The sequence below is a fragment of the Microbacterium sp. genome (assembly GCF_035554235.1).
Lineage (GTDB): Bacteria > Actinomycetota > Actinomycetes > Actinomycetales > Microbacteriaceae > Microbacterium.
In genome coordinates, this window is sequence record NZ_DATMIO010000260.1 from 1 (window position 1) to 21,304 (window position 21,304).

The 21,304-nt window shown below is 69.1% G+C and carries 19 protein-coding genes; 12 read left to right on the plus strand and 7 right to left on the minus strand.

Annotated elements, in window-relative coordinates:
* Positions 1-222 precede the first annotated feature (222 nt).
* Together VNT50_RS13050 and VNT50_RS13055 are read left to right on the plus strand one after the other, a co-directional pair.
* Positions 223-1,092 carry an HAD-IIA family hydrolase gene (locus VNT50_RS13050; protein ID WP_325485541.1) on the plus strand — a complete coding sequence of 290 codons (870 nt, stop codon included), beginning with the start codon at positions 223-225 and terminating at the stop codon, positions 1,090-1,092.
* A gap of 51 nt (positions 1,093-1,143) precedes the next feature.
* Positions 1,144-1,905, plus strand: a complete 762-nt coding sequence (locus tag VNT50_RS13055) for an IclR family transcriptional regulator (RefSeq protein ID WP_325485542.1) — start codon at positions 1,144-1,146, stop codon at positions 1,903-1,905.
* Between the two features lie 2 nt (positions 1,906-1,907).
* On the opposite strand, the gene VNT50_RS13060 is transcribed toward VNT50_RS13055, so the two are convergent.
* Both VNT50_RS13060 and VNT50_RS13065 read right to left on the minus strand, forming a co-directional pair.
* Positions 1,908-3,692: an alkaline phosphatase family protein gene (locus tag VNT50_RS13060; RefSeq protein ID WP_325485543.1), complete on the minus strand. Its 1,785-nt coding sequence runs from the start codon at positions 3,690-3,692 to the stop codon at positions 1,908-1,910.
* A 37-nt stretch (positions 3,693-3,729) separates the two neighbouring features.
* Positions 3,730-4,323, minus strand: coding sequence for an SACE_7040 family transcriptional regulator (locus tag VNT50_RS13065; protein WP_325485544.1), 594 nt, complete (start codon positions 4,321-4,323; stop codon positions 3,730-3,732).
* Positions 4,324-4,446: 123 nt separating this feature from the next.
* Between VNT50_RS13065 and VNT50_RS13070 the strand changes: the two genes are divergently transcribed.
* From VNT50_RS13070 to VNT50_RS13090, 5 genes are all read left to right on the plus strand, one after another.
* Positions 4,447-6,051, plus strand: a complete 1,605-nt coding sequence (locus VNT50_RS13070) for a carboxyl transferase domain-containing protein (protein WP_325485545.1) — start codon at positions 4,447-4,449, stop codon at positions 6,049-6,051.
* Positions 6,052-6,074: 23 nt separating this feature from the next.
* On the plus strand, positions 6,075-8,096 hold the full coding sequence (locus tag VNT50_RS13075; RefSeq protein WP_325485546.1) for an acetyl/propionyl/methylcrotonyl-CoA carboxylase subunit alpha: 2,022 nt from the start codon (positions 6,075-6,077) through the stop codon (positions 8,094-8,096).
* An 18-nt stretch (positions 8,097-8,114) separates the two neighbouring features.
* Positions 8,115-9,281: an acyl-CoA dehydrogenase family protein gene (locus VNT50_RS13080; protein WP_325485547.1), complete on the plus strand. Its 1,167-nt coding sequence runs from the start codon at positions 8,115-8,117 to the stop codon at positions 9,279-9,281.
* Between the two features lie 70 nt (positions 9,282-9,351).
* On the plus strand, positions 9,352-9,831 hold the full coding sequence (locus VNT50_RS13085) for a MaoC family dehydratase (protein WP_325485576.1): 480 nt from the start codon (positions 9,352-9,354) through the stop codon (positions 9,829-9,831).
* A complete protein-coding gene (locus tag VNT50_RS13090) occupies positions 9,828-10,640 on the plus strand; it encodes an HpcH/HpaI aldolase/citrate lyase family protein (protein WP_325485548.1) in 813 nt (270 codons plus the stop codon). The genes VNT50_RS13085 and VNT50_RS13090 overlap by 4 nt, the downstream gene beginning before the upstream one ends.
* Here the strand turns inward: VNT50_RS13090 and VNT50_RS13095 are convergent.
* Both VNT50_RS13095 and VNT50_RS13100 read right to left on the minus strand, forming a co-directional pair.
* Positions 10,637-11,239, minus strand: a complete 603-nt coding sequence (locus VNT50_RS13095) for a histidine phosphatase family protein (RefSeq protein WP_325485549.1) — start codon at positions 11,237-11,239, stop codon at positions 10,637-10,639. The genes VNT50_RS13090 and VNT50_RS13095 overlap by 4 nt on opposite strands.
* Before the next feature lie 19 nt (positions 11,240-11,258).
* Positions 11,259-12,104 carry a Sir2 family NAD-dependent protein deacetylase gene (locus VNT50_RS13100; protein ID WP_325485550.1) on the minus strand — a complete coding sequence of 282 codons (846 nt, stop codon included), beginning with the start codon at positions 12,102-12,104 and terminating at the stop codon, positions 11,259-11,261.
* Positions 12,105-12,246: 142 nt separating this feature from the next.
* Here VNT50_RS13100 and VNT50_RS13105 point away from each other — a divergent pair, with 142 nt between their 5' ends.
* Complete coding sequence (locus VNT50_RS13105; protein WP_325485551.1) at positions 12,247-13,044, plus strand: TrmH family RNA methyltransferase; 798 nt, start codon at positions 12,247-12,249, stop codon at positions 13,042-13,044.
* 34 nt (positions 13,045-13,078) lie between these two features.
* Here VNT50_RS13105 and VNT50_RS13110 read toward each other — a convergent pair whose 3' ends face one another.
* Positions 13,079-13,933 (minus strand): SGNH/GDSL hydrolase family protein, encoded by an 855-nt coding sequence (locus VNT50_RS13110; RefSeq protein WP_325485552.1) that lies wholly within the window; start codon positions 13,931-13,933, stop codon positions 13,079-13,081.
* Between the two features lie 125 nt (positions 13,934-14,058).
* On the opposite strand from VNT50_RS13110, the gene VNT50_RS13115 reads away from it, so the two are divergent.
* Together VNT50_RS13115 and VNT50_RS13120 are read left to right on the plus strand one after the other, a co-directional pair.
* Positions 14,059-15,882: a DEAD/DEAH box helicase gene (locus VNT50_RS13115; protein WP_325485553.1), complete on the plus strand. Its 1,824-nt coding sequence runs from the start codon at positions 14,059-14,061 to the stop codon at positions 15,880-15,882.
* Between the two features lie 272 nt (positions 15,883-16,154).
* On the plus strand, positions 16,155-17,234 hold the full coding sequence (locus tag VNT50_RS13120; protein ID WP_325485554.1) for a VIT1/CCC1 transporter family protein: 1,080 nt from the start codon (positions 16,155-16,157) through the stop codon (positions 17,232-17,234).
* A 167-nt stretch (positions 17,235-17,401) separates the two neighbouring features.
* Here the strand turns inward: VNT50_RS13120 and VNT50_RS13125 are convergent, their stop codons facing one another.
* On the minus strand, positions 17,402-17,815 hold the full coding sequence (locus tag VNT50_RS13125; protein ID WP_325485555.1) for an acyl-CoA thioesterase: 414 nt from the start codon (positions 17,813-17,815) through the stop codon (positions 17,402-17,404).
* 2 nt (positions 17,816-17,817) lie between these two features.
* Positions 17,818-19,239 carry a phenylacetate--CoA ligase family protein gene (locus tag VNT50_RS13130; RefSeq protein ID WP_325485556.1) on the minus strand — a complete coding sequence of 474 codons (1,422 nt, stop codon included), beginning with the start codon at positions 19,237-19,239 and terminating at the stop codon, positions 17,818-17,820.
* 286 nt (positions 19,240-19,525) lie between these two features.
* On the opposite strand from VNT50_RS13130, the gene VNT50_RS13135 reads away from it, so the two are divergent.
* Both VNT50_RS13135 and purU read left to right on the plus strand, forming a co-directional pair.
* Entirely contained in the window at positions 19,526-20,353 is an 828-nt protein-coding gene (locus tag VNT50_RS13135; RefSeq protein WP_325485577.1) for a methylenetetrahydrofolate reductase, read from the plus strand.
* 12 nt (positions 20,354-20,365) lie between these two features.
* The gene (purU, locus tag VNT50_RS13140; protein ID WP_325485557.1) at positions 20,366-21,250 is read left to right on the plus strand and encodes a formyltetrahydrofolate deformylase; all 885 of its coding nucleotides are present in this window, start codon (positions 20,366-20,368) and stop codon (positions 21,248-21,250) included.
* Positions 21,251-21,304 lie beyond the last annotated feature (54 nt).

Sequence of the window (21,304 nt, forward strand, 5' to 3'; positions counted from 1 at the left end):
CGACCGTAGCCGCACTCTTCCACTGGATGGGATTGACTTCAATGGTCCGGAGCTGCCGCAGGATTTTCGCAGGATTCTGCTCCGTCGAAGAGGGAGGGGGTGGCTCCCACTGAGCGGAATGATCATAGAGGCGATGGCTGCAGAATCAGGCAAACTGGGCACACGCCCAAAGGAGGTCCGCCGATGATCGGTGCGAAAGCAGATGCCAGGTCCGGTCCGGCCGTGGAGCAGATCAAGGGCATCATGTTCGATGTCGACGGATGCCTGGTGCTCTCCGACAAGCCCAGCGGGGAGTCCGGCACAGCCCTCCCCGGAGCAGCAGAACTGCTCCGAGAGCTTCGCGCGGCCGAGATTCCGATCGTCGTATTCACCAACGGCAGCTCTCGCACTCCCACCGCCATCGCCGATGAACTCCGCCGGGTGGGGCTGGATGTCCGTGACGATGAGGTCCTCACCCCCGCGATCGTTGCCGCCCAGGTCTTGCGCGACCGGCATCCGGGTGGCCGCGTTCTGGCATTCGGCGGCACGGGCGTGACAGGGCCGCTGCTCGCCGCGGGCATCGACGTGATGGATGTCGAATCGGCGATTTCGCGGAAGGCGGAGGACGTCGCGGCCGTGGTCGTGGGCTGGGACACCGAGTTCGGGCGCGCGAAGATCCAGGCCGCCGCAGAAGCGCTCCACGGAGGCGCGGCCCTGTATTGCACCTCCGACGCTCCGGCCTTCGCATCTCGCGGTCGGCTCAATGTCGGCGTCTCCGGCTTCATCGCTGTCGGCCTGCAGCACGTGACCGGCGTGCCCTACGAGCTCGTCGGGAAGCCCGCCGACGCGGCGATGACGGAGATCGCGCGACGGCTGTCGGCGGAACCCGACGAGATCCTGATCGTCGGTGATGACCTGACGCTCGAGTGCAGCATGGCACGACGTCATGGGGCCTTGGCGATTCTGATCACCACTGGCATGACGAGTCGGGCGCAGGCCGAAGCCGCCGATGGCGAAGCATCGCCGCACCATATCGTCGACTCGATGTTCGATCTCTCGACGGTTCTCGCGCCCCTCTTGAACTCCCGGAACACGGTGCCGGCAGGGAGGTGATCCAGGGTGGCAGGCGGAAGCAGGGAACCTGGGCGAACGGTCACATCGAAAGTGATCAGCGTCCTCGAGGCGTTCGAGTCGGCTCCTGGCTCGCTCTCCCTCGCTGAGATCAGCGTGCGCAGCGGGACGCCGATCTCGACGACGCATCGCCTGGTGGCCGAGCTCGCATCCTTCGGCGTGCTGGAGCGCACGTCGAGTGGACGTTATCAAGTCGGGATTCGACTGTGGGAGCTGGCGCAAAAGGCCGGACGCCAGCTGCGGGAGGCCGCGAGGCCGCGGGTTCAGGACCTCGCGGCGATAACGAATCAGAGCGTTCTGATATCTGTCCGCCAAGGTCGCGACTCCCTTCTCATCGAGCGTGCGCACGGCGACCGGCAAGCGGCGAGGATGTCGAAGGTCGGCTCACGCCTCCCCTTGCACGCGTCCGCTGCCGGAAAGGTGCTTCTCGCGTTCGAGGCGGAGTGGATCAAGCGGGCTTATCTCGCGGAGCCGCTTCAGCGGTTGACGCGTGAGACTCATGTGGATCGCGAACTCCTCGAGCGCGAACTCACGCTTGCCGCTCAAGACGGCTATGCGCAGAGCCTTGAAGAGGTGCGGGCAGGTGCCAGCGCCATTGCCGTGCCGGTGTTCCATCTGGGACACATCGCCGCGTCGCTCTCGATCGTGACGGAGGCCTTTCGAGTCTCACAGCTCAAGAAGTACCTTCCAGCCCTCCGCGCCACGGCAGCCGTCATCGAAGAGACGACTCGACACCTTCCGCGCGACGCCCTTCTCGGGGCCGGGAACGACTCGCCCCCCTCGGCTGCGGAGTAGCGCTACGCGAGCTTCGGGTAGAACAGGCCCAGACCATGCTGCTGAAGCACGCGGTACGCGTCCGCGTAGGTCTCCGGCTCGGGCTCTGTGCCGTCGCCGTACCGCGCGAGGAGCATTCCGACGAGCCCCTTTCCGGGTGGGCTCAGGGGCTTGTCCCTATGCGGATGCTGGCTGGGATCCGGTGCATTGCTCGCCTCCGGGTTCGCCGGCACGTACATCGGGTGAACGTCGGGCCAGAGCCGCGGGTCGCGGGGCGTTTGCAGGTTGATGACCGGGGAGAGGTCGTTGGCTCCGGCATCCCGCCGCGTCAGCGGCCTCAGTCCGTGCTGGCGGCACAGCGTCGCGATGACCGATCCATGGTGCATCTCGTCGTGCACGATCGTCCCGGCGCGCGTGTACGCCGAGACCGCGATTGCCGGCACGCGCGCTCCCAGTCGGTCGAACCCGAAGCCCATCTCTCCCGGCGGGGCGTCGGCATCGGGCGGGGTGGCGCTGGGCGGCGGCACGTGGTCATAGGTGCCGCCGTGCTCGTCGAAGGTGATCAGGAGCAGCGTATTGAGCGCGTTGGATCCGTCCGGCGTCGCGCTCTTGCGGACGGCGTTGTAGACGTCGGCGACGAGGGCCTCACCGGCCCGCACGTCCGAGACGGCAGAATCGAGCACGGGCCTGCCATCGACCTGGCTGGTGCGGAACACTCCGAACGGCGGATGGAAGTCGTTGTGGTTGTACACCAGCCGCGGCTCGATGAACGCGTAGGCGGGGAGATCGCCGTTCTTCGCGTCCTCGTAGAACTCGCTCATGAAGCCGAAGTGCTTGGTGCGCCACTGCGTCTCGAGCACGGGGGCGTGGATGACGCCCGTCAGCGAGACGAGCTGCTGCTCGTCGTAATACACCTTCCACGAGACCCCCGCCTCGTCGAGGCGATTGAAGATCGTCGGGGCTGCGGGCGCGTCGAGCCACTTGTCGTAGCCGCCGCCGTGCTTGTTCGTGACGTGCCCGTGGGATGTCGACGCGTGGAAGAACGACCGATTGCAGTACGTCTGTGACGGCACCGCTGCGAACCACGCGTCGAAGACCGCGAACTCCCGCGCGAGGGTGGACAGCACCGGCAGCATCTCGGGGGAGAAGCCGCCCATGATGTCGTCCGCTTCGAACGGCTCGGGGGGAGTGCCCTGACGGGCGCGCTCGATGTTGATGTAGTAGTCCTTGAGGAAGCCCTCCATCGTCGCGGCCGCCCCGGCTGCGGGTGCGTTGTACGGGGGAGCCATCGACTCCACCCAGAGGTCGGCGTTGGATGCCGGATCCACCGTGCCGAAGAGCTGGGTGTTGACGTGCGGGAACTCTTCGCCGGGATCGGGGTTGGGCAGCCCCATCACGATGTCGGTCGGCCCCTCGTAGACGTGCGCCGAGACGCGGCGACCGCTCGGGTCGGGGTTCGAATAGTCCCCGAACGCGAGGCCGTCGAATGTCTCGCCCTCGGGCAGGTTGTCGGGGGTGTAGAGCCAGCCCAGAAGGTTGTCGAAGGAGCGGTTCTCGCCCATCAGCACGACCACGTGGTCGAAGCCGGGAACCTCCCGCGGGGAGAGCGCGCCGTAGTCGAGCGCGCCCTCCCGGTAGCCGGCCGCGTGCCCGATGCCCGCGCCGGCCGCCGCCCCCACCGTGCCGCCCACGACGAGCCCGGCGGCCGCGAGGCCTCCCGCCTTCAGGAAATCCCGCCGCGACGCCACGCCGGCCGCGTCGGCGCCGGCGGCATCCGCTCCGCGCGCTTCTTCGTCGTCGCTCACCATCGCCCCAGGGTACTGGCGGTGGGCGGGGTGCGCCTCGCTACGAGATCGCGGCGAGCGCCATCGTCTCGAGCAGCCCGCGGACGGTCTGCTCGTCGGGGGCGTCGCGGAGTCCCCGGACGCTGTAGGGCGTGGAGTTGATGAGCCCGAAGCACGCATGGGCCCGCACGCGGAGCTCCCGCTCGTTCGAGTCCGGGTGCGCCTCCGCGAGAACGCGCACCCAGGTCTCCACGTACTCCCGCTGCAGCCGGCGCACCGCGTGCCGGTCCTCATCGATGAGGTTCGCGAGCTCCCGGTCCTGCACGCGGATGACGTCGGACTGGGTCAGCGCGAAGTCGACGTGGAAGCGCACCAGGCCGGCAAGGCGCTCTTCTGCGGTGCCACCCGCGCCGACGACTTCACTGCCCCCATTGCGCAGCCCCTCGCTGACCCGCACCAGGATCGCGCCCAGGAGCGCCTGCTTGCCGGCGAAGTGACGATAGACGGCGGGGCCGCTGATCCCGACCGCGGCGCCGAGTTCCTCGAGACTCACGCCCGAGAAACCGCGTTCGGCGAAGAGGCGGGCCGCCTCCCTGACCAGGGCGGACTGCCGGTCGGCTTTCGCGCGCTCGCGTCCCGTGGGGGCACTTGCCATTTCAGTTAATCCTCGCTAACCTGAGAGCTCAGTTAGTGAACACTAACCGGGTGCCTGCGCGGCTAACAAGCCGCGTGATGAGATCGTGACGTCGACGGAGACCGGATGCCGACCCGCAGCAGCATGACGACCCTCGCAAGCGGCGTCTCGCACGACGCGGCCTTCGCGCGCACACGCGATGCCCAGGCCGCACTCGCCACCGAGCTGCGGGAACGGCTGGCCGCGGCATCCCTCGGCGGATCCCAGGCCTCGCGCGAGCGCCACGTCGCCCGAGGCAAGCTGCTGCCACGCGAGCGGGTGGAGCGCCTGCTCGATCCGGGCAGCCCCTTCCTCGAACTCGCCCCGCTCGCGGCGAACGGGCTCTACGACGACGAGGTGCCCGCCGCGGGGGTCATCGGCGGCATCGGACTCGTGCACGGGCGCCACGTGATGGTGGTGTGCAACGACGCCACGGTCAAGGGCGGAACCTATCTGCCGATGACCGTCAAGAAGCACCTCCGCGCGCAGGAAGTGGCCCTCGAGAACCGCCTCCCGTGCATCTACCTCGTGGACTCCGGGGGAGCGTTCCTGCCCAAGCAGGACGAGGTGTTCCCCGACCGTGACCACTTCGGGCGCATCTTCTACAACCAGGCGCAGCTCTCGGCGCAGGGCATCCCGCAGATCGCCGCAGTGCTGGGCTCGTGCACGGCCGGGGGCGCCTACGTCCCCGCGATGAGCGACGAGACCGTCATCGTCCGCAACCAGGGAACGATCTTCCTCGGCGGGCCGCCGCTCGTGAAGGCCGCGATCGGCGAGATCGTGACGCCCGAGGAGCTCGGCGGGGGAGACCTGCACGCCCGCACGTCCGGGGTCGTCGATCATCTCGCCGAGAACGACGAGCACGCCCTCGAGATCGTGCGCGACATCGTGGCGACCCTGCCGCCGCCTCTCGCGCCCGCCTGGGATGTCTCGGCCCCCGCGGCGCCCGCGGTCGATCCTGCGGAGCTCTACGGTGTCGTGCCGGTCGATGTGAACCAGCCCTACGATGTGCGCGAGGTCATCGCGCGGATCGTGGACGGCAGCGAGTTGCACGAGTTCAAGCGTCTCTACGGCGAGACGCTCGTGACCGGCTTCGCGCGCATCCACGGACACCCCGTGGGGATCATCGCCAGCAACGGGGTGCTGTTCGCCGAGTCGGCGCAGAAGGGCGCCCACTTCATCGAGCTGTGCGACCAGCGCGGCATCCCGCTGCTGTTCCTGCAGAACATCTCGGGGTTCATGGTGGGGCGGGATGCCGAGGCCGGGGGCATCGCGAAGGACGGCGCCAAGATGGTCACCGCCGTCGCGACGACGCGGGTGCCGAAGCTCACCGTCGTGATCGGCGGCTCGTTCGGCGCGGGCAACTACTCGATGTGCGGGCGGGCGTATTCGCCGCGGTTCCTGTGGACCTGGCCGGCAAGCCGCATTTCCGTGATGGGCGGGCCGCAGGCCGCGTCCGTGCTCGCCACGGTGAAGCGGGACCAGCTCGAGGCGCGCGGCGAGGAGTGGTCGGCCGACGACGAGGCCGCGTTCCGGGAACCCATCCGGGACCAGTACGAGAGCCAGGGCAACCCGTACTACGCGACGGCGCGGCTGTGGGATGACGGCGTGATCGACCCGCTGGACACGCGCGACGTGCTCGGGCTCGCTCTCGATGTCGTCTCGCGCGTGCCCCTGCCCGAACCGCGCTTCGGCGTCTTCCGGATGTGAGCGACGTGAATGAACCGGTTGCGATGCCCGACACGGTCCCGATCGTCGACACGGTCCCGATCGTCGACGCGGGCCCGATCTTCGACACGGTCCTCGTCGCCAATCGCGGGGAGATCGCCCGGCGGATCATCCGCACGCTCCGCCGTCTCGACATCCGCTCGATCGCCGTCTACAGCGACGCCGACGCCGACGCACCGCACGTGCGAGAAGCGGATGCCGCGTACCGCATCGGCCCCCCGGCCGCCGCGCTCTCGTACCTCGATGCGAACGCGATCCTCGCCGCCGCTCGCGATGCCGGCGCCCAGGCCATCCACCCCGGCTACGGGTTCCTCTCCGAGAACGTCGCGTTCGCGCGGGCGTGCCACGACGCCGGCGTCGTCTTCATCGGACCGGGGGAGCGTGCCCTCGACGTCATGGGCGGCAAGATCCGGTCGAAGGCGCACGTGTCCCGCAGCGGCGTGCCCGTAGTGCCGGGCATCGACGCGACGGGCCTCACCGACGAAGAGATCGCGGATGCCGCGGCCGCCGTCGGCTATCCGCTGCTGATCAAGCCCTCTGCCGGCGGCGGGGGCAAGGGAATGCAGGTGGTGCGCGCGGCATCCGAACTGCCCGAGGCGCTGGCGACCGCCCGGCGCGTGGCGATCTCGGCCTTCGGCGACGATGCCCTGCTGCTGGAGCGGCTGATAGAGCGCCCGCGGCACATCGAGGTGCAGGTCGTCGCCGCGGCCGACGGCACGGTGCTGCACCTGGGCGAGCGCGAGTGCACGCTGCAGCGTCGCCACCAGAAGGTCATCGAAGAGGCTCCGTCGCCCATCGTCGACGCCACCACGCGCGAGCGACTGGGTGCGGCCGCGTGCGCCGCGGCGGCGAGCGTCGACTACCGCGGCGCCGGCACCGTGGAGTTCATCGTGGCGGGTGCGCGTCCGGAGGAGTTCTTCTTCATGGAGATGAACACGCGCCTGCAGGTCGAGCACCCGGTCACCGAGCTCGTCACGGGCCTCGACCTGGTGGAGCTGCAGCTCAGGGTGGCGGCCGGCCGACCGCTCGGGTTCACGCAGCAGGATGTGCGGCTGACGGGCCACGCGATCGAGGCGCGGGTGTACGCCGAATGCCCCGAGCGGGGCTTCCTGCCGGCCAGCGGACCCGTGCTCGCCTGGCACCCGGCGCCGGGGGTGCGAACCGACTCCGCCGTCGAGACCGGAAGCCGGGTGACCTCCGACTATGACCCGATGATCGCCAAGGTGATCGCCTACGGCGGGAATCGCGCCGAAGCGCTGGAGAGGCTTGACCTCGCCCTCGCGCAGACCGTCGTCCTCGGCCTCGACACGAACATCTCGTTCCTGAGGGCGCTCGCCGCCGATGACGCCGTACGCGCGGGCGACCTCGACACGGGCCTCATCGACCGGATGCCGGCGTTCACGGCGCCGGCCCCCACCGCGTCGGCCGTGGCCGCGGCGGCGGCGGCGTGCGTGAGAAACGCCGTTTCGTCCGAAACACGGCGCGATGCACCGCGTTTCGGACGGGATGCCATGTCTCACCGTCGCACACCGCCCGCGAGCGCCCTGTGGATGACGGGGTCCGGCTGGCGCCCCGGCCTGTCACCGCGCCCTGCCACCCAGAGCTTCGCGACCGACGCGGGCGAGCTGGTGACCGGCGCCGCGGGCGTGGCGGACGGCGCACGGGTCGCGATCGACGCCGACGGCGCCGTGTGGGTGCACGCCGACGGCGCCACCCATCGCCTCACACCGCTGACCCGCCGGGAGGCGCTCGAGCGCCGCCTCGCCGCGTTGGACGGCGACATCGCGGCGGCGCATCCCGACCTCTTCGCACCCATGCCGGGCACGGTCGTCGCCGTGCACGTCGCCGACGGCGCAGCCGTCGCGCCCGGCGACCGCCTCGTCACGATCGAGGCCATGAAGATGGAGCAGCCCGTGCTCGCTCCGCACGCCGGCACCGCGTCGATCGAGGTCGCCATCGGCGACCAGGTGCGCCGCGACCAGCTCCTTGCCCGCGTCGAACCCGACGCCGCGGCATCCATCGACTGAGAACCAGGAGAGACCACCATGTACGAAGAACTCAGCGACGACGAGCGCGAGCTCGCCGCCCTGGTGCGCGACTTCGCCGACGAGGTCGTCGCTCCCCGCAGCTACGAGGCGGACCGCACGCACACCCTGCCCCTCGACGTCGTCGCCAGGATGGGGGAGCTGGGGCTCTTCGGGCTCCCGTTCCCCGAAGAGGTCGGTGGCCAGGGCGGCGACTACTTCGCACTCTGCCTCGCCATCGAAGCGCTCGGGCGGGTCGATCAGTCGATCGCGATCACGCTCGAGGCCGGGGTCAGCCTTGGCGCAATGCCGGTGTTCCGCTTCGGCACCGAGGAGCAGAAGCGCGAACTGCTCCCCGACCTGCTGGCCGGGCGAGCGCTCGCGGCGTTCGGGCTCACGGAGCCGGAGGCCGGGTCCGACGCCGGCGCGACCCGCACGACGGCGCGTCGCGAGGTGTCGTCATCGGGCGCCGACGAGTGGGTCATCAACGGGTCGAAGCAGTTCATCACGAACTCCGGCACCGAGATCACGCGCTTCGTCACCGTCACGGCGGTGACGGGCGAGAGCGGTGGCCGCAAGGAGATCTCGACCATCATGGTGCCGCACGGCACGCCCGGCTTCACGGTCGAGCCGGCGTACGACAAGGTCGGGTGGAATGCCTCCGACACGCACCCGCTGACGTTCCAGAACGCGCGCGTCCCGGCGGGCAACCTGCTGGGGGAGGAGGGGCGCGGATTCGCGAACTTCCTGCACATCCTCGATGAGGGACGCATCGCGATCGCGGCGCTCGCGACGGGCGCAGCCGAGGGATGCCTCGAGGCGGCGATCGACTACGCCAAGAAGCGCACGGTCTTCGGCGAGGTGCTTTCGAGCCGCCAGCACATCCAGTTCACGATCGCGCGGATGCAGGCACGCGTGCACAATGCCCGCCTCGCGTGGCACCACGCCGCGCGCCTGCGCGACGCCGGCATGCCGTTCAAGGTCGAGGCGGCGATCGCCAAGCTGACCTCGAGCGACGCCGCGATGGACAACTCGCGGGATGCCACTCAGATCTTCGGCGGCAACGGCTTCATGAACGAGTACCCCGTCGCGCGCCACTACCGCGACTCGAAGATCCTCGAGATCGGAGAGGGCACGAACGAAGTGCAGCTGCTCGTCATCTCGCGCGCGCTGGGCCTGCACGGGTAGCGTGGCGACCGTGCCGCACACCCCCGACCCGGATCCCGAGCCCGCCCGCGCGAGCTCCGATCGCGAGTTCGTGCAGCGCGGGCTGTACTTCGAGGAGTTCGAGGAGGGCGCCCGCTACGTGCACCGCCCCGGCCGCACGATCACCGAGGCCGACAACATGCTCTTCTCGGCGCTCACGATGAACACGCAGGCGCTGCACCTCGACGCCGCGTACTCGGCCACCCAGCCGTTCGGGCAGCGGCTCATGAACTCGATGTGGACTCTCGCGACCATGGTCGGCGCATCCGTAACCCAGCTGACGCAGGGAACACTCGTCGCGCAGCTCGGGCTCTCGGACATCACCTTTCCGCATCCCCTGTTCGCGGGCGACACCCTGTACACCGAGACGACGATCGAATCGAAGCGGCTCTCGTCCTCGCGTCCGGGTCAAGGGCTCGTGACGATGCGGCACACGGGCCGCAACCAGGACGGCACCGTCGTCGCCACGGCCACCCGGGTGGCGCTCATGTGGTGCGCCGACGCCCACGCCGATCGGCCGGCGGGCGCGTGAGCGATTTCACCCTGGGGCCGGCCCTCCTGTTCTGCCCGGCCGACCGGCCGGAGCGGTTCGCGAAAGCGCTCGAGCGGGCGGATGCCGTCATCCTGGATCTCGAGGACGCCGTCGCCGCCGGCGCGAAGGCGGCCGCCCGCGGCGCGCTGATCGAGTCGGATCTGGATCCCGCCCGCGTGATCGTGCGGATCAACCCCCCGGGCAGTGACGAGTTCGCCTCCGACCTGTCGACGCTGTCGCAGACGGACTACCGCACCGTCATGGTGGCCAAGGCCGAGGGCGTCAAGGCGCTGAAGGCGATCGACCAGCGCTTCTCGCTCATCGCCCTGTGCGAGACCGCCCGCGGCATCGCAGCGGCCGAGCGGCTCGCCGCGAGCGATCGCGTGTCGGCGCTGATGTGGGGGGCGGAAGATCTCGTGGCATCGCTCGGGGGCACGTCGTCGCGCAAGCCGAACGGGCGCTATCGCGACGTCGCCCGGCAGGCACGGGCCCGGGTGCTGCTCGCCGCGGGCGCGCGGGGGAAGGTGGCCATCGACGCCGTGCACCTCGACATCGCGGACGCGAAGCGCCTCTCCATCGAGGCGGCCGACGCCGCGGCATCCGGCTTCGCGGCCACCGCGTGCATCCATCCCTCGCAGGTCGAGGTGATCCGCGCGGCGTACCGCCCGGCCGACAAGGATCTCGCGTGGGCGCGGGCCGTGCTCGCGGCCGCCGAGGGGGAGCGCGGAGTGTTCGCGTTCGAGGGCCGGATGGTCGACGAGCCCGTGCTGCGGCACGCGCGGGCACTGCTGCGTCGCGCGGGCTCCTAGACGACGGCACCCGCGTAGCGCAGCAGCCGGATGCTCTCGCGCTCGATGACGAACCGGTGCAGCGAGCCGTTGTCGAGCCGCTCTCCGGGCAGCGGGAGCGTATCGCCGCTCGCGTGCCGGATGAGTTCGCCGATCAGCGCGCCGTGCGACACCGCGATGACCGAGACCGCCGTCGGCGCGGTGTCGCGACGGACGTCGCGCGCCACGCGGCGGACGGCGCGGACGCCGCGCCGGCGCAGCTCCGTGCGGGACTCCGCCCCGGGGATGCTGTCGCGGTCCCAGCCGCCGAAGCGCTCGGGGAACTCCTCCACCAGCACGCCCTCGGCCTCGCCGTAGGCGCGTTCGCGCAGCTCGGGGTAGAGCCGCGGTGCATCGAGCCCGAGTTCCGCGGCGATGATCTCGGCGGTCTCGCGAGCGCGCGAGAGGTCGCTCGCGACGACGACCGTCGAATCCGGCGCCAGGTCGGGGCGGAGTGCTGCCGCCGCGTCGCGCGCCTGTCCGCGGCCGGTGTCGTTGAGCGGAACGTCGGTGGCGCCCTGGATGCGGCGCGCGAGGTTCCAATCGGTCTGGCCGTGGCGAACGAGCGTCAGGGTTGTCACGGATCGAGCCTACGGGCCCTCAGCGGGGAAGCGACTCGACCAGGGACGTCAGGACCTCGGTCGTGCCCGCGTCGATCTTGACGGTCGCGCGCGCATCGGCGCGGGTGGTTCCGCGGTTGACGATCACGACGGGGATCTTGCGGCGGCGAGCGCGCTCGACGAGCCGGATGCCGGAATTGACGACGAGGGAGGATCCGGCGATCAGCAGCGCGTCGCTCGCGCGCACGAGCGCCTCCGCATCGCGGAAGCGCTCCACGGGGATGTACTCGCCGAAGAAGACGACGTCGGGCTTCAGCATCCCGGAGCACACGCTGCAGACGGGAACGACGAAGCCGTCGGTGCTCTGCGGAAGCACATCGCCGTCCGGTGCCAGCTCGATGTTCTCGGGAACGGTGATCCAGGGGTTGTCTGCTTCCACGCGGGCGGCGATGTCGCGCCGGTCGAAGACCTGGCCGCAGTGGGTGCAGAAGACGCGGCGCATCGTGCCGTGCAGCTCGACCACCCGGCTGCTGCCGGCCCGCAGGTGCAGGCCGTCGACGTTCTGAGTGATGACTCCCGCGACGATCCGGCGTGCCTCGAGTGTCGCGAGCGCTTCGTGTCCGCCGTTGGGATTCGCCGCAGAGAATGCCTTCCAGCCGAGGTGGCTGCCGACCCAATAGCGCCGGCGTGCCGCCTCGTCGGCGAGGAACTGCTGCGCCGTCATGGGGGTGCGCACGGGTGCACCATGACCGCGGTAGTCGGGGATGCCGGAATCGGTCGAGACGCCTGCGCCGGTGAGCACCGCGATCTTCCGCCCCGCGAGCGTGGCGACGGCGAGCTCCACCATGGCGGCCGCCTCGGCGTCGAGCTGCGTGACGGTCGTCATCCGATTCGTCTCCCCTCGCGTCTGGGTGATTCTACGGCTCGCGGTTTTCGGGGATGTTACGGGGCACTGCCAGTGGGGCGATAAGGCAGAGGGGCGATGAGGCAGAGTGGACGCACCGGCACGAGCGACGGAGGGAGACCGTATGGGCATCATCCGCATCGACGATCCCGCGGACCCCGCGCTCGCGGACTACCGCGACCTCACCGACGTCGCCCTCCGCCGGGTGCTCGAGCCCGCGGGCGGTTTGTACATCGCCGAGTCGGCCAAGGTCATCGAACGGGCGATCGCGGCCGGCCACCGGCCGCGGTCGGCGCTGGTGCAGGAGAAGTGGGCGGCGGATGTCGTGCCCCTGCTGCCCGAAGGGACGCCCGTTTTCGTCGTGCCCGCCGCGGTTGCCGAAGAGCTCACCGGATATGCGATCCATCGCGGGGCCCTCGCTGCGATGCACCGGCCCGAATCGCCGCCCGTCGCAGAGGTCGTCGCCGCAGCGCGACTGGTCGTCATCCTGGAGGACATCGTCGACCATACGAATGTCGGGGCGATCTTTCGCGCGGCCGCGGGGCTGGGCGCCGATGCGGTGCTCGTCACGCCGCGCTGCGCCGACCCGCTCTACCGGCGCAGCGTGCGGGTGAGCATGGGGACCGTCTTCCAGGTGCCCTGGACGCGGCTGCCCGAGTGGCGAGATGCCCGCGAGATGCTGCACGCCGCGGGCTTGCACATCGCCGGCCTCGCGCTCGCCGACGGTGCCGTCACGCTCGATGAGTTCGTCGCCGCGCGGCACGAGCGCGTGGCTGTGGTGTTCGGTGCGGAGGGCGACGGGCTCAGTCGGCGCGCCCTCGAGGCCGCGGACTCGATCGTCACGATCCCGATGGCCGGAGGCGTGGATTCGCTCAACGTCGCCGCGGCGAGCGCGGTGACGTTGTGGGCGCTGCGGGCCTGAGCGGACCGGTCACGCGCACGAAGCCGCGGATCGGTCAGACCCCGTCGCCGCGCCCGGACGCGGCATCCTGCCCCGGCGCGAGGGTCACGATCGGCAGGGGTTCCGGTCGCTTGGCTTTGATGAGGTCTCCGGATGATTCGTGGCGAAGGCGTCGCAGCACCCACGGCACCAGGTGCGACCGGGCCCACACGAGATCGCTTCCGCGGGCCTCGCGCCATGTCGTCGCGGGAAGGGGATCGGGCTGCATGGGCTGCAGGTCGTTGGGAACGTTCAGCGCGCGCAGCACCATCCGCGCGATCTCGTGATGTCCGAGCGGATTGGGGTGCAGTCGATCCTGATCGAAGAAGCGCATATCTTGCACCTCTTTGAGCGACCACATGTCTGCGACGATGCAGTCCTGGCGGTCGGCGATGGCGCGGATGTTCTCGTTGTAGATCGCGACCTTGCCCCGGATGTTGCGGAAGACGGGCGTGAATCTCGTGTCGATGCCCGTGAAGACGACGACCGTCGCTCCGTCGCGGCGCAGTCGCACGACCGCGTCCTCGAATTGGTCGGCAACGGCATCCGGATCGCTGCCGGGACGTATGACGTCGTTGCCGCCCGCCGAGAAGCTCACGAGGTCGGGCTTCAGGGCGAGCGCGGGTTCGATCTGGTCGCCGACGATCTGCGTGATGAGCTTGCCGCGCACCGCGAGGTTCGCGTAGGCGAAATCGTCGACCTGCTGTGAGAGCACCTCGGCGACGCGGTCGGCCCACCCGCGGTGGCCGTCGGGAAGACCGGGCTCGGGGTCGCCGATCCCCTCGGTGAAGGAGTCGCCGACTGCGACGTAGCGTCGCCAGGGATGCACGACCGCGCCGGCGGGCGCGTGATCCGTGTCGTTCAGGGACATGTGACTCCTCGGTTCGTGACCGATTCAGAGACTACCGCGGGAGTCCGACACCCCGGGGTCGCCCGCCTCGTCTATCGTTGACCCTCGTGCGTCGCGCGGCGCACGGGCACGGGAAGGGGGCGCGCATGGCGGATGCCGAGGCAGCACCGCATCTCGGATCGTTCGCCGCCGAGCACCTGTCGCCTTCGTACCCGCAACGCGCCCCGTGGGGCACCGCACAGCGGTTGCGCGCCTGGCAAGCCGAAGCACTCGACCTCTACTTCGGGATGGACGGACCCGACGGCATCGGATCCGGACCCCGCGACTTCCTGGCCGCCGCGACCCCGGGCGCGGGCAAGACCACGTTCGCGCTGCGGCTCGCGAGCGAGCTCATCCGCCGTCGGGTGATCGATCGCATCGTCGTCGTTGCCCCGACCGAACACCTGAAGGCGCAGTGGGCCGATGCCGCGGCGCGCGTGGGGATCCGCCTCGACCCCGCGTTCACCAACCGCTACTCCGCGCCCGCCCGGCACTTCCACGGCGTCGCGGTCACCTACGCCCAGGTGGCGGTAAAGCCGTCCGTGCACGAGCGACTGGTCCTCGATCAGCGCACGCTCGTGATCCTCGACGAGGTGCATCACGGCGGCGACGCGCTCAGCTGGGGCGACGCTCTGCGCGAGGCGTACGCGCGCGCGACCCGTCGGCTGCTCCTCTCCGGCACCCCGTTCCGAAGCGATACCGCCCCGATCCCGTTCGTGGAGTACCTGCCCGACGAGCACGGCATCCGGGTGTCGAGCACCGACTACGCGTACGGCTACGCGCGCGCGCTCGCCGATGGCGTCGTGCGCCCCGTGCTCTTCCACGTCTATGCCGGCAAGATGCGCTGGCGCACGAAGGCCGGCGACGAGCTCGAGGCCCACCTCGGGCAGGACAACACGAAGGACGTCAACGCGCAGGCATGGCGCACCGCGCTGGATCCGGCGGGGGAGTGGATGCCGGCGGTGCTGCGCTCGGCCGACCAGAGGCTGACCGAGATCCGCGCGCACGTGCCCGACGCGGGCGGCCTCGTGATAGCCACCGACCAGACCAACGCGCGGGCGTATGCGGCCCTGCTCCGGGACATCACCGGCGAGCGCCCGACGGTCGTGCTCAGCGACGAGGCCGAGGCATCCGCCCGCATCGAGAAGTACTCCGAGTCCACGTCGCGGTGGATGGTGGCCGTGCGGATGGTGTCGGAGGGTGTCGATGTCCCCCGTCTCGCGGTCGGTGTGTACGCGACATCCGCCTCCACCCCCCTGTTCTTCGCGCAGGCCGTCGGCCGCTTCGTGCGCGCGCGACGCCGCGGTGAGGCCGCGAGCATCTTCCTGCCGAATGTGCCGGCCCTCCTCGCCCTCGCCGGCGAGCTCGAACGCCAGCGCGACCACGCCCTCGATCGCGGCGAGAAGGACGACGACGGCCTCGACGACGACCTGCTCGAAGCCGCGAACCGCGAGGAGCAGACCTCTGACGCGCTGACCGAGGAGTTCACGTACCAGGCGATCTCGTCGCTCGCGCATTTCGATCGCGTCGTGTTCGAGGGCAAGGAGTTCGGGCAGCTGGCCGAACCCGGCACCGAGGAGGAGCTCGAGTTCATCGGTCTGCCCGGGCTTCTCGAGCCCGAGCACGTGCACGACCTGCTCATGCAGCGGCAGGCGCGGCAATCGCGCCACCGCCAGGCGCGCGAGCACCGCGCCGCGCAAAACCCGGCCGCCGAGGCATCCACGCTGCCGGTCGCCCTGCACCGCACGCTCAAGGAGCAGCGCCAGCTGCTGAACAGCCTCGTCGGGCTCTATGCGCGTCAGGCCGGCGAGCCGCACGGGGCCGTCCACGCCGAGCTCCGCCGCATCTGCGGGGGACCGGCGGTGGCGCAGGCGACCGTCGCCCAGCTCCAGGCCCGCATCGACGTCCTCCGGGCGCGGGTACGGTCTTAGTCGCTCGGCGACGTGGCAGTTCGTGCCGCATCCGCCCGACCTGAGGCGACCACGACTGACACGTCGGCGCTCGCCCTACCCGCGACGTGGCAGCTCGTGCCGCATCCGCCCGACCTGAGGCGACTTCAACTGACACCGCGGGGCGGATGATCGGATGGCGAGTGCTTCGGGGCTCCGAAATACTGACAATCCGGGGTCCGAGTGGGGTCGCGACGAGGCGCGTCGGTAGCGTTGAGGGGTCCCCCCTCGTCATGGCCGTCCCCGGAGGCACTATGAGCGCGCCCGCCGCACCCACCGCCGCCGATCGGCGACTCTGGGCGCGCTACCTCGTCAACGAGCGCGCCGAGGCGCGCGTCTACACCGAGCTCGCCGCTCGCAAGACCGGGGAGGAGCGGTCGATCCTCCTCGAGCTCGCGGCCGCCGAGGGTCGGCACGAGGCGCACTGGCTGACGCTGCTGAACGGCGAGCCGGCCCGCCTGCCGAAGCCCGACCTCCGCACGCGCGCCCTCGCCTGGATGGCGCGCCGCTTCGGAACCATCTTCGTGCTTGCCCTCGCTCAGCAGGCGGAGGGTCGCTCGCCCTACGACACCGATCACGCGGCGACGCCCGCGATGCGCGCAGACGAGAAGATCCACCACGAGGTCGTCCGCGGGCTCGCCGCGCGCGGCCGCCGGCGGCTCTCGGGAACGTTCCGGGCGGCCGTATTCGGCGCCAACGACGGACTCGTCAGCAACCTCGCGCTCGTGCTCGGCATCGGGGCGACGGGCGTCGTCCCCCAGTTCGTGCTCTTCAGCGGCATCGCGGGTTTGCTCGCCGGGGCCTTGTCGATGGGGGCGGGGGAGTTCGTGTCGGTGCGCTCGCAGCGGGAGCTGCTCGCGGCGACCGAACCGAACGGGTACGCCTATCACGTGCTGCCCGACCTCGATCTCGACGCCAACGAGCTCGCACTCGTCTACCGCACCCGCGGCATGGGGCACCCCGAGGCGATGGCCAGTGCCCGCCGCATGGTCGAGGCGGCGCACGACGGCAAGGCACCGGCTCCCATCGTCGAGGGCGCCGACGCGACCGACGTCGTGGGCCGAGCCTGGAGTGCGGCCGCGTCGAGCTTCCTGTTCTTCGCGTCGGGCGCGATCGTCCCTGTCCTCCCGTGGATCTTCGGGCTCTCGGGCGTCACCGCCGTCGTGCTCGCGCTCGTGCTCGTCGGCATCGCCCTGCTGGCGACCGGCGCGATGGTCGGTCTTCTCTCGGGCGGCCCCCCGCTCCGGCGGGCGCTGCGGCAGCTCCTCATCGGCTATGGCGCCGCCGCCATCACCTACGCGCTCGGCTCGCTCTTCGGCGTCTCGATGGGCTGACCCGCCCGGGTCGGCGCCGGAACAAGAAGGCCCCCTCACCGGGGGCCTTCTTCATTCGGGTCGATGGCTAGATTCTCCTCAGAGAGGGCTAGGCCGCAGACCCCCAGTTCACGCAGCGATCAAGCGACTCAGAATCATCTACTGCGCCACCGAGTCAAGGTGCTGACTCAGTCTCCTTTGAAGCGCGCCGCCAGTTCTTCGGGGACGGGCGCCGACTTCAGGCCGCGTTCCGGGTCTGCCACGGTCCAGACGCGCGTCTCAAACCCTTCCACGCACATCACATTGTCCTTCGTCAACGTATGACGGATATCGAAGCTCCGATCCTTCACGAGTGCGACCTCCGTCTTGATGGCGACGTCATCGCCATACCGACATGGAGCACGGAAGGTCGCGCGGGTCTCGACCAACGGACACCCCGCCCCGCCGAAATGCGCGAGCATCTGTGGTTTCGGCCATCCGGCTGCCTCGTACAGCATTGTGGTCCCGTGATCGAACCATCGGAAAAACTGGGGATTGAAGACGATGCCCGCGGGGTCGCAGTCCCCCCATTCGATGCGGCGAATCAAAGTGTTAGAGAGCATCATCAATCCTTTACTCGTTCATCGAAGACTCGCTTGGCCTTCATCTCGCTCTTGGGGAGGGTGTTCGGCGCGACGATCTCGACCGTAGAACGCACTTCACAACGCGTCCGGATTTCCTGCGCGACGCGCTCGGCAACGGAGGAATCTATGTGCTCTACGACCACGATCATGGTGTCCAGTCCACCTTCCTGAGTCTGCAGGCGAATCTGGAACTCGTCCCCGGCACCGGGGATCGAGCGTACTGCCTCCTCAATCTGCACCGGGAAGAACTTGATGCCACGCAGATTGATGAGGTCATCCGATCGGCCTGTCATGCACCCCATCCCGCGTACATGATTACGCCCACATCCGCAGGGCTCGTATGACAGCCGCGTGTAGTCACCCACCAGGAATCGAAGCTGGGCAGAGCTTTCCGAGTTGAGGTTCGTGCAGACTGAGATGCCTCGCTCGCCCTCAGCCACCGGTTCCAGGGTGTCAGGGTCGACTGTCTCCCAGACTTGAATGTCCTCCATCAGATGGATGAACGGCTCGTCGCCGGCCTGGTATTCGGGACACGAGTATCCCCCGCAGTGAGGCGAGGCCTCCGTGCAACCGTAGAACTCCACTGACGTCGCGCCCCACAGGTCTTGGATGCGCTCTAGGGTCCCGGAGACGCCCGAGAAGGGCTCACCGCCCTGAACGATCCACTTCACGGACGAGTCCGCGGGGTCCATGCCCATCGATTGCATGCTGCGGCCCAGGTAGAGGGCATAGGAGGGCGTGCACACCAAGACTTTGGGTTGGAACCGCTCAATGATTCGCGCTCGGGCCGTACCGTCCATCCCACCACCAGGGATCACTGGCAGACCCATCTTGGCTAGTGCGTACTGCACTCCCCAGGCGAAAACGTGCGGACCGAAGCCCACCATGGGGAAGGCGCTGTCGCCTTGACGGAGACCACCGGAGTAGAGGGCTCGCGCATTCGCCTGCTCCCAGTATTTGCGGTCGAAGTGCGTGTATCGGAAGACCCGAGGAATGCCCGTTGAGCCGGAAGAGGAGAAGAGCATCCACCCGCGGTCGTCCCACTCGCGATCTCCTGCGGTGGAGTAGGTGCCGTAGGGCGGATGAGCGGTGGCGTCCTCCATCATCTCGTGCTTGGTCACGACAGGCCAGTTGCGAATCATCGAGTCGACCGATGTGATGTCGGTGGGTGCGAGGCCGAGGCGATCGAATCGTGCGCGGTAGAAGGCGCTGTTCTCATACAGAAACGGCGCGACAGCCTTGATCTTTTCGTTCTGCACGTCGCGGATGCGGTCCCGTGACCAGGTGTCCTTCGGCGACCAATAGTCCGCTGAGAGGGGCGTCCCGCGATTCTCATGGTACTTCTCCAGCACCCTCTTCCACGTGTTGCGCGTCTCATCTGCCCGAACGCCTGATTTAGCCACTTGTCCTCCTTGACCGGGGGAACCAAGCCTCACAAATGTCAGCGCGGTGTAAAGCGCTCCTTCCGTTGATCGGAAGGAAACTTCCTGTGCCGGCCTGCCCTCCACTAACGTCGGAGTACATTCTCTCAGAGAACTCACCATTCCCGGCTCGTCAGCCGCTGGGGAAGCGGCGCACGTCCGACGTGATGATGCGCTGAACGACCGAAAGGAGCCTCAAGTGGCGCGTATCGCACCTGCAACGAACAAGCCCGCGGCTTTCGAACTGCTGAACGGCTTCTCGCTGGAGATGACGGGCAAGGACGTGCCCGGTCTCATGGAGGCCAAAGACAGCATCCCGGCCGGCACCAAGATCAACGTCACGTTCCTCGGCAACGAAGACCTCGAGATGCGGGTTTCGGCCGCCCAGGCCGTCCGCGAACTCGGCTTCGTCCCGGTCCCGCACATCTCCGCACGCCGGCTGGCCTCCCGCGCACAGCTCGAGGAGTTCCTCTCGCGGCTGCAGGATGTCGGAGCGACCGAGAGCGTCTTCGTCGTGGGCGGAGACCCGACCACTCCCGAGGGCCCGTACGAGGACTCGTACGATGTCATCCGCACCGGGCTGCTGCTGGACTACGGCGTGAAAGAGGTCTCGATCGCCGGGTACCCCGAGGGTCACCCCGACATCTCGAACGAAGTGCTCTGGCGCGCACTGGAGGAGAAGTCGCTCTCGCTGTCCCAGCAGAATCTGAAGGCGACGATTCTGACACAGTTCGCGTTCGACACCGACCCGGTGCTGGCCTGGATCGATCAGGTCCGCGCGCGCGGCATCGACAGCACGATCCGGATCGGCACCCCCGGTCCCGCGGGAATCAAGCGACTCCTCGGCTTCGCGCGCCGCTTCGGCATCGGCGCGAACGCGATGATCGTCAAGAAGTACGGCTTCTCCCTCACGAACCTGATGGGCACCGCGGGTCCCGACAAATTCGTCACCGACCTGTCGGCGATGCTCGCCGACAAGAACACGGATGCTCCGGCCGGCACGACGGCGGGTCCGGTCAAGCTGCACTTCTACACGTTCGGCGGCCTCCTGGCGACCGCAGACTGGGCCCGTGAGTACTCCCGCGCCCAGTCCTGACAGGCTTTACCCATGACTGTGCACAACGAAGCTCTGCGTGATCACGCCTGCCTGATCGTCCACGGCCCCGACAAACCCGGGATCGTGGCGGCGGTGAGCGCGCTGATCACCCGCAGCAAGGGCAACATCGTCCAGCTCGACCAGTACTCCGACGACGCGAACGGCGGCAACTTCTTCCAGCGCGTGGTGTTCCACCGTCCCGACCTGGCCGCGGCGATGCCCGAGATCGAAGCGGACCTGACCGAGACCGTCACGCCGCTGGGCCTGGAGTGGACCCTCACCGATCAGTCCGTGCCGAAGCGGATGGCGATCCTCGCGTCCACCTCGGACCACTGCCTGCTCGAGCTGCTGTGGCGGCACCGCCGTGGCGAGCTGCCGGTGACGATCCCGATGGTGATCTCCAACCACACCAACACCGCCGAAGACGTCCGCTCCTTCGCCATCCCGTTCTTCCACGTCCCCTCCCAGGGGCCGGACAAATCCGAGGCCGAAGGGCGGATCCTCGAGCTGCTCAAAGACAACGTCGACTTCATCGTGCTGGCCCGATACATGCAGATCATCTCCGAGGACTTCCTCGACCAGATCGGCGTCCCGGTGATCAACATCCACCACTCGTTCCTGCCCGCCTTCATCGGCGCCGCGCCGTACCGCAAGGCCAAGGAGCGCGGGGTGAAGCTCATCGGCGCGACCAGTCACTACGTGACCAAGGACCTGGACGAGGGCCCGATCATCGAGCAGGACGTCGCGCGCGTGAACCACGCGATGGATGCCGCCGACCTGCAATCCCGCGGCGCCTACGTCGAACGCGCCGTCCTGAGCCGCGCCGTGCAATGGCACGCCCAGGACCGCGTCATCCGACACGGCAACCAGACCATCGTCTTCACGGACCGACCGTGACAAACCCGTAGCCTCAACGCGAGGCATCCGAGCATGAATAGACCGAGGCGCCCA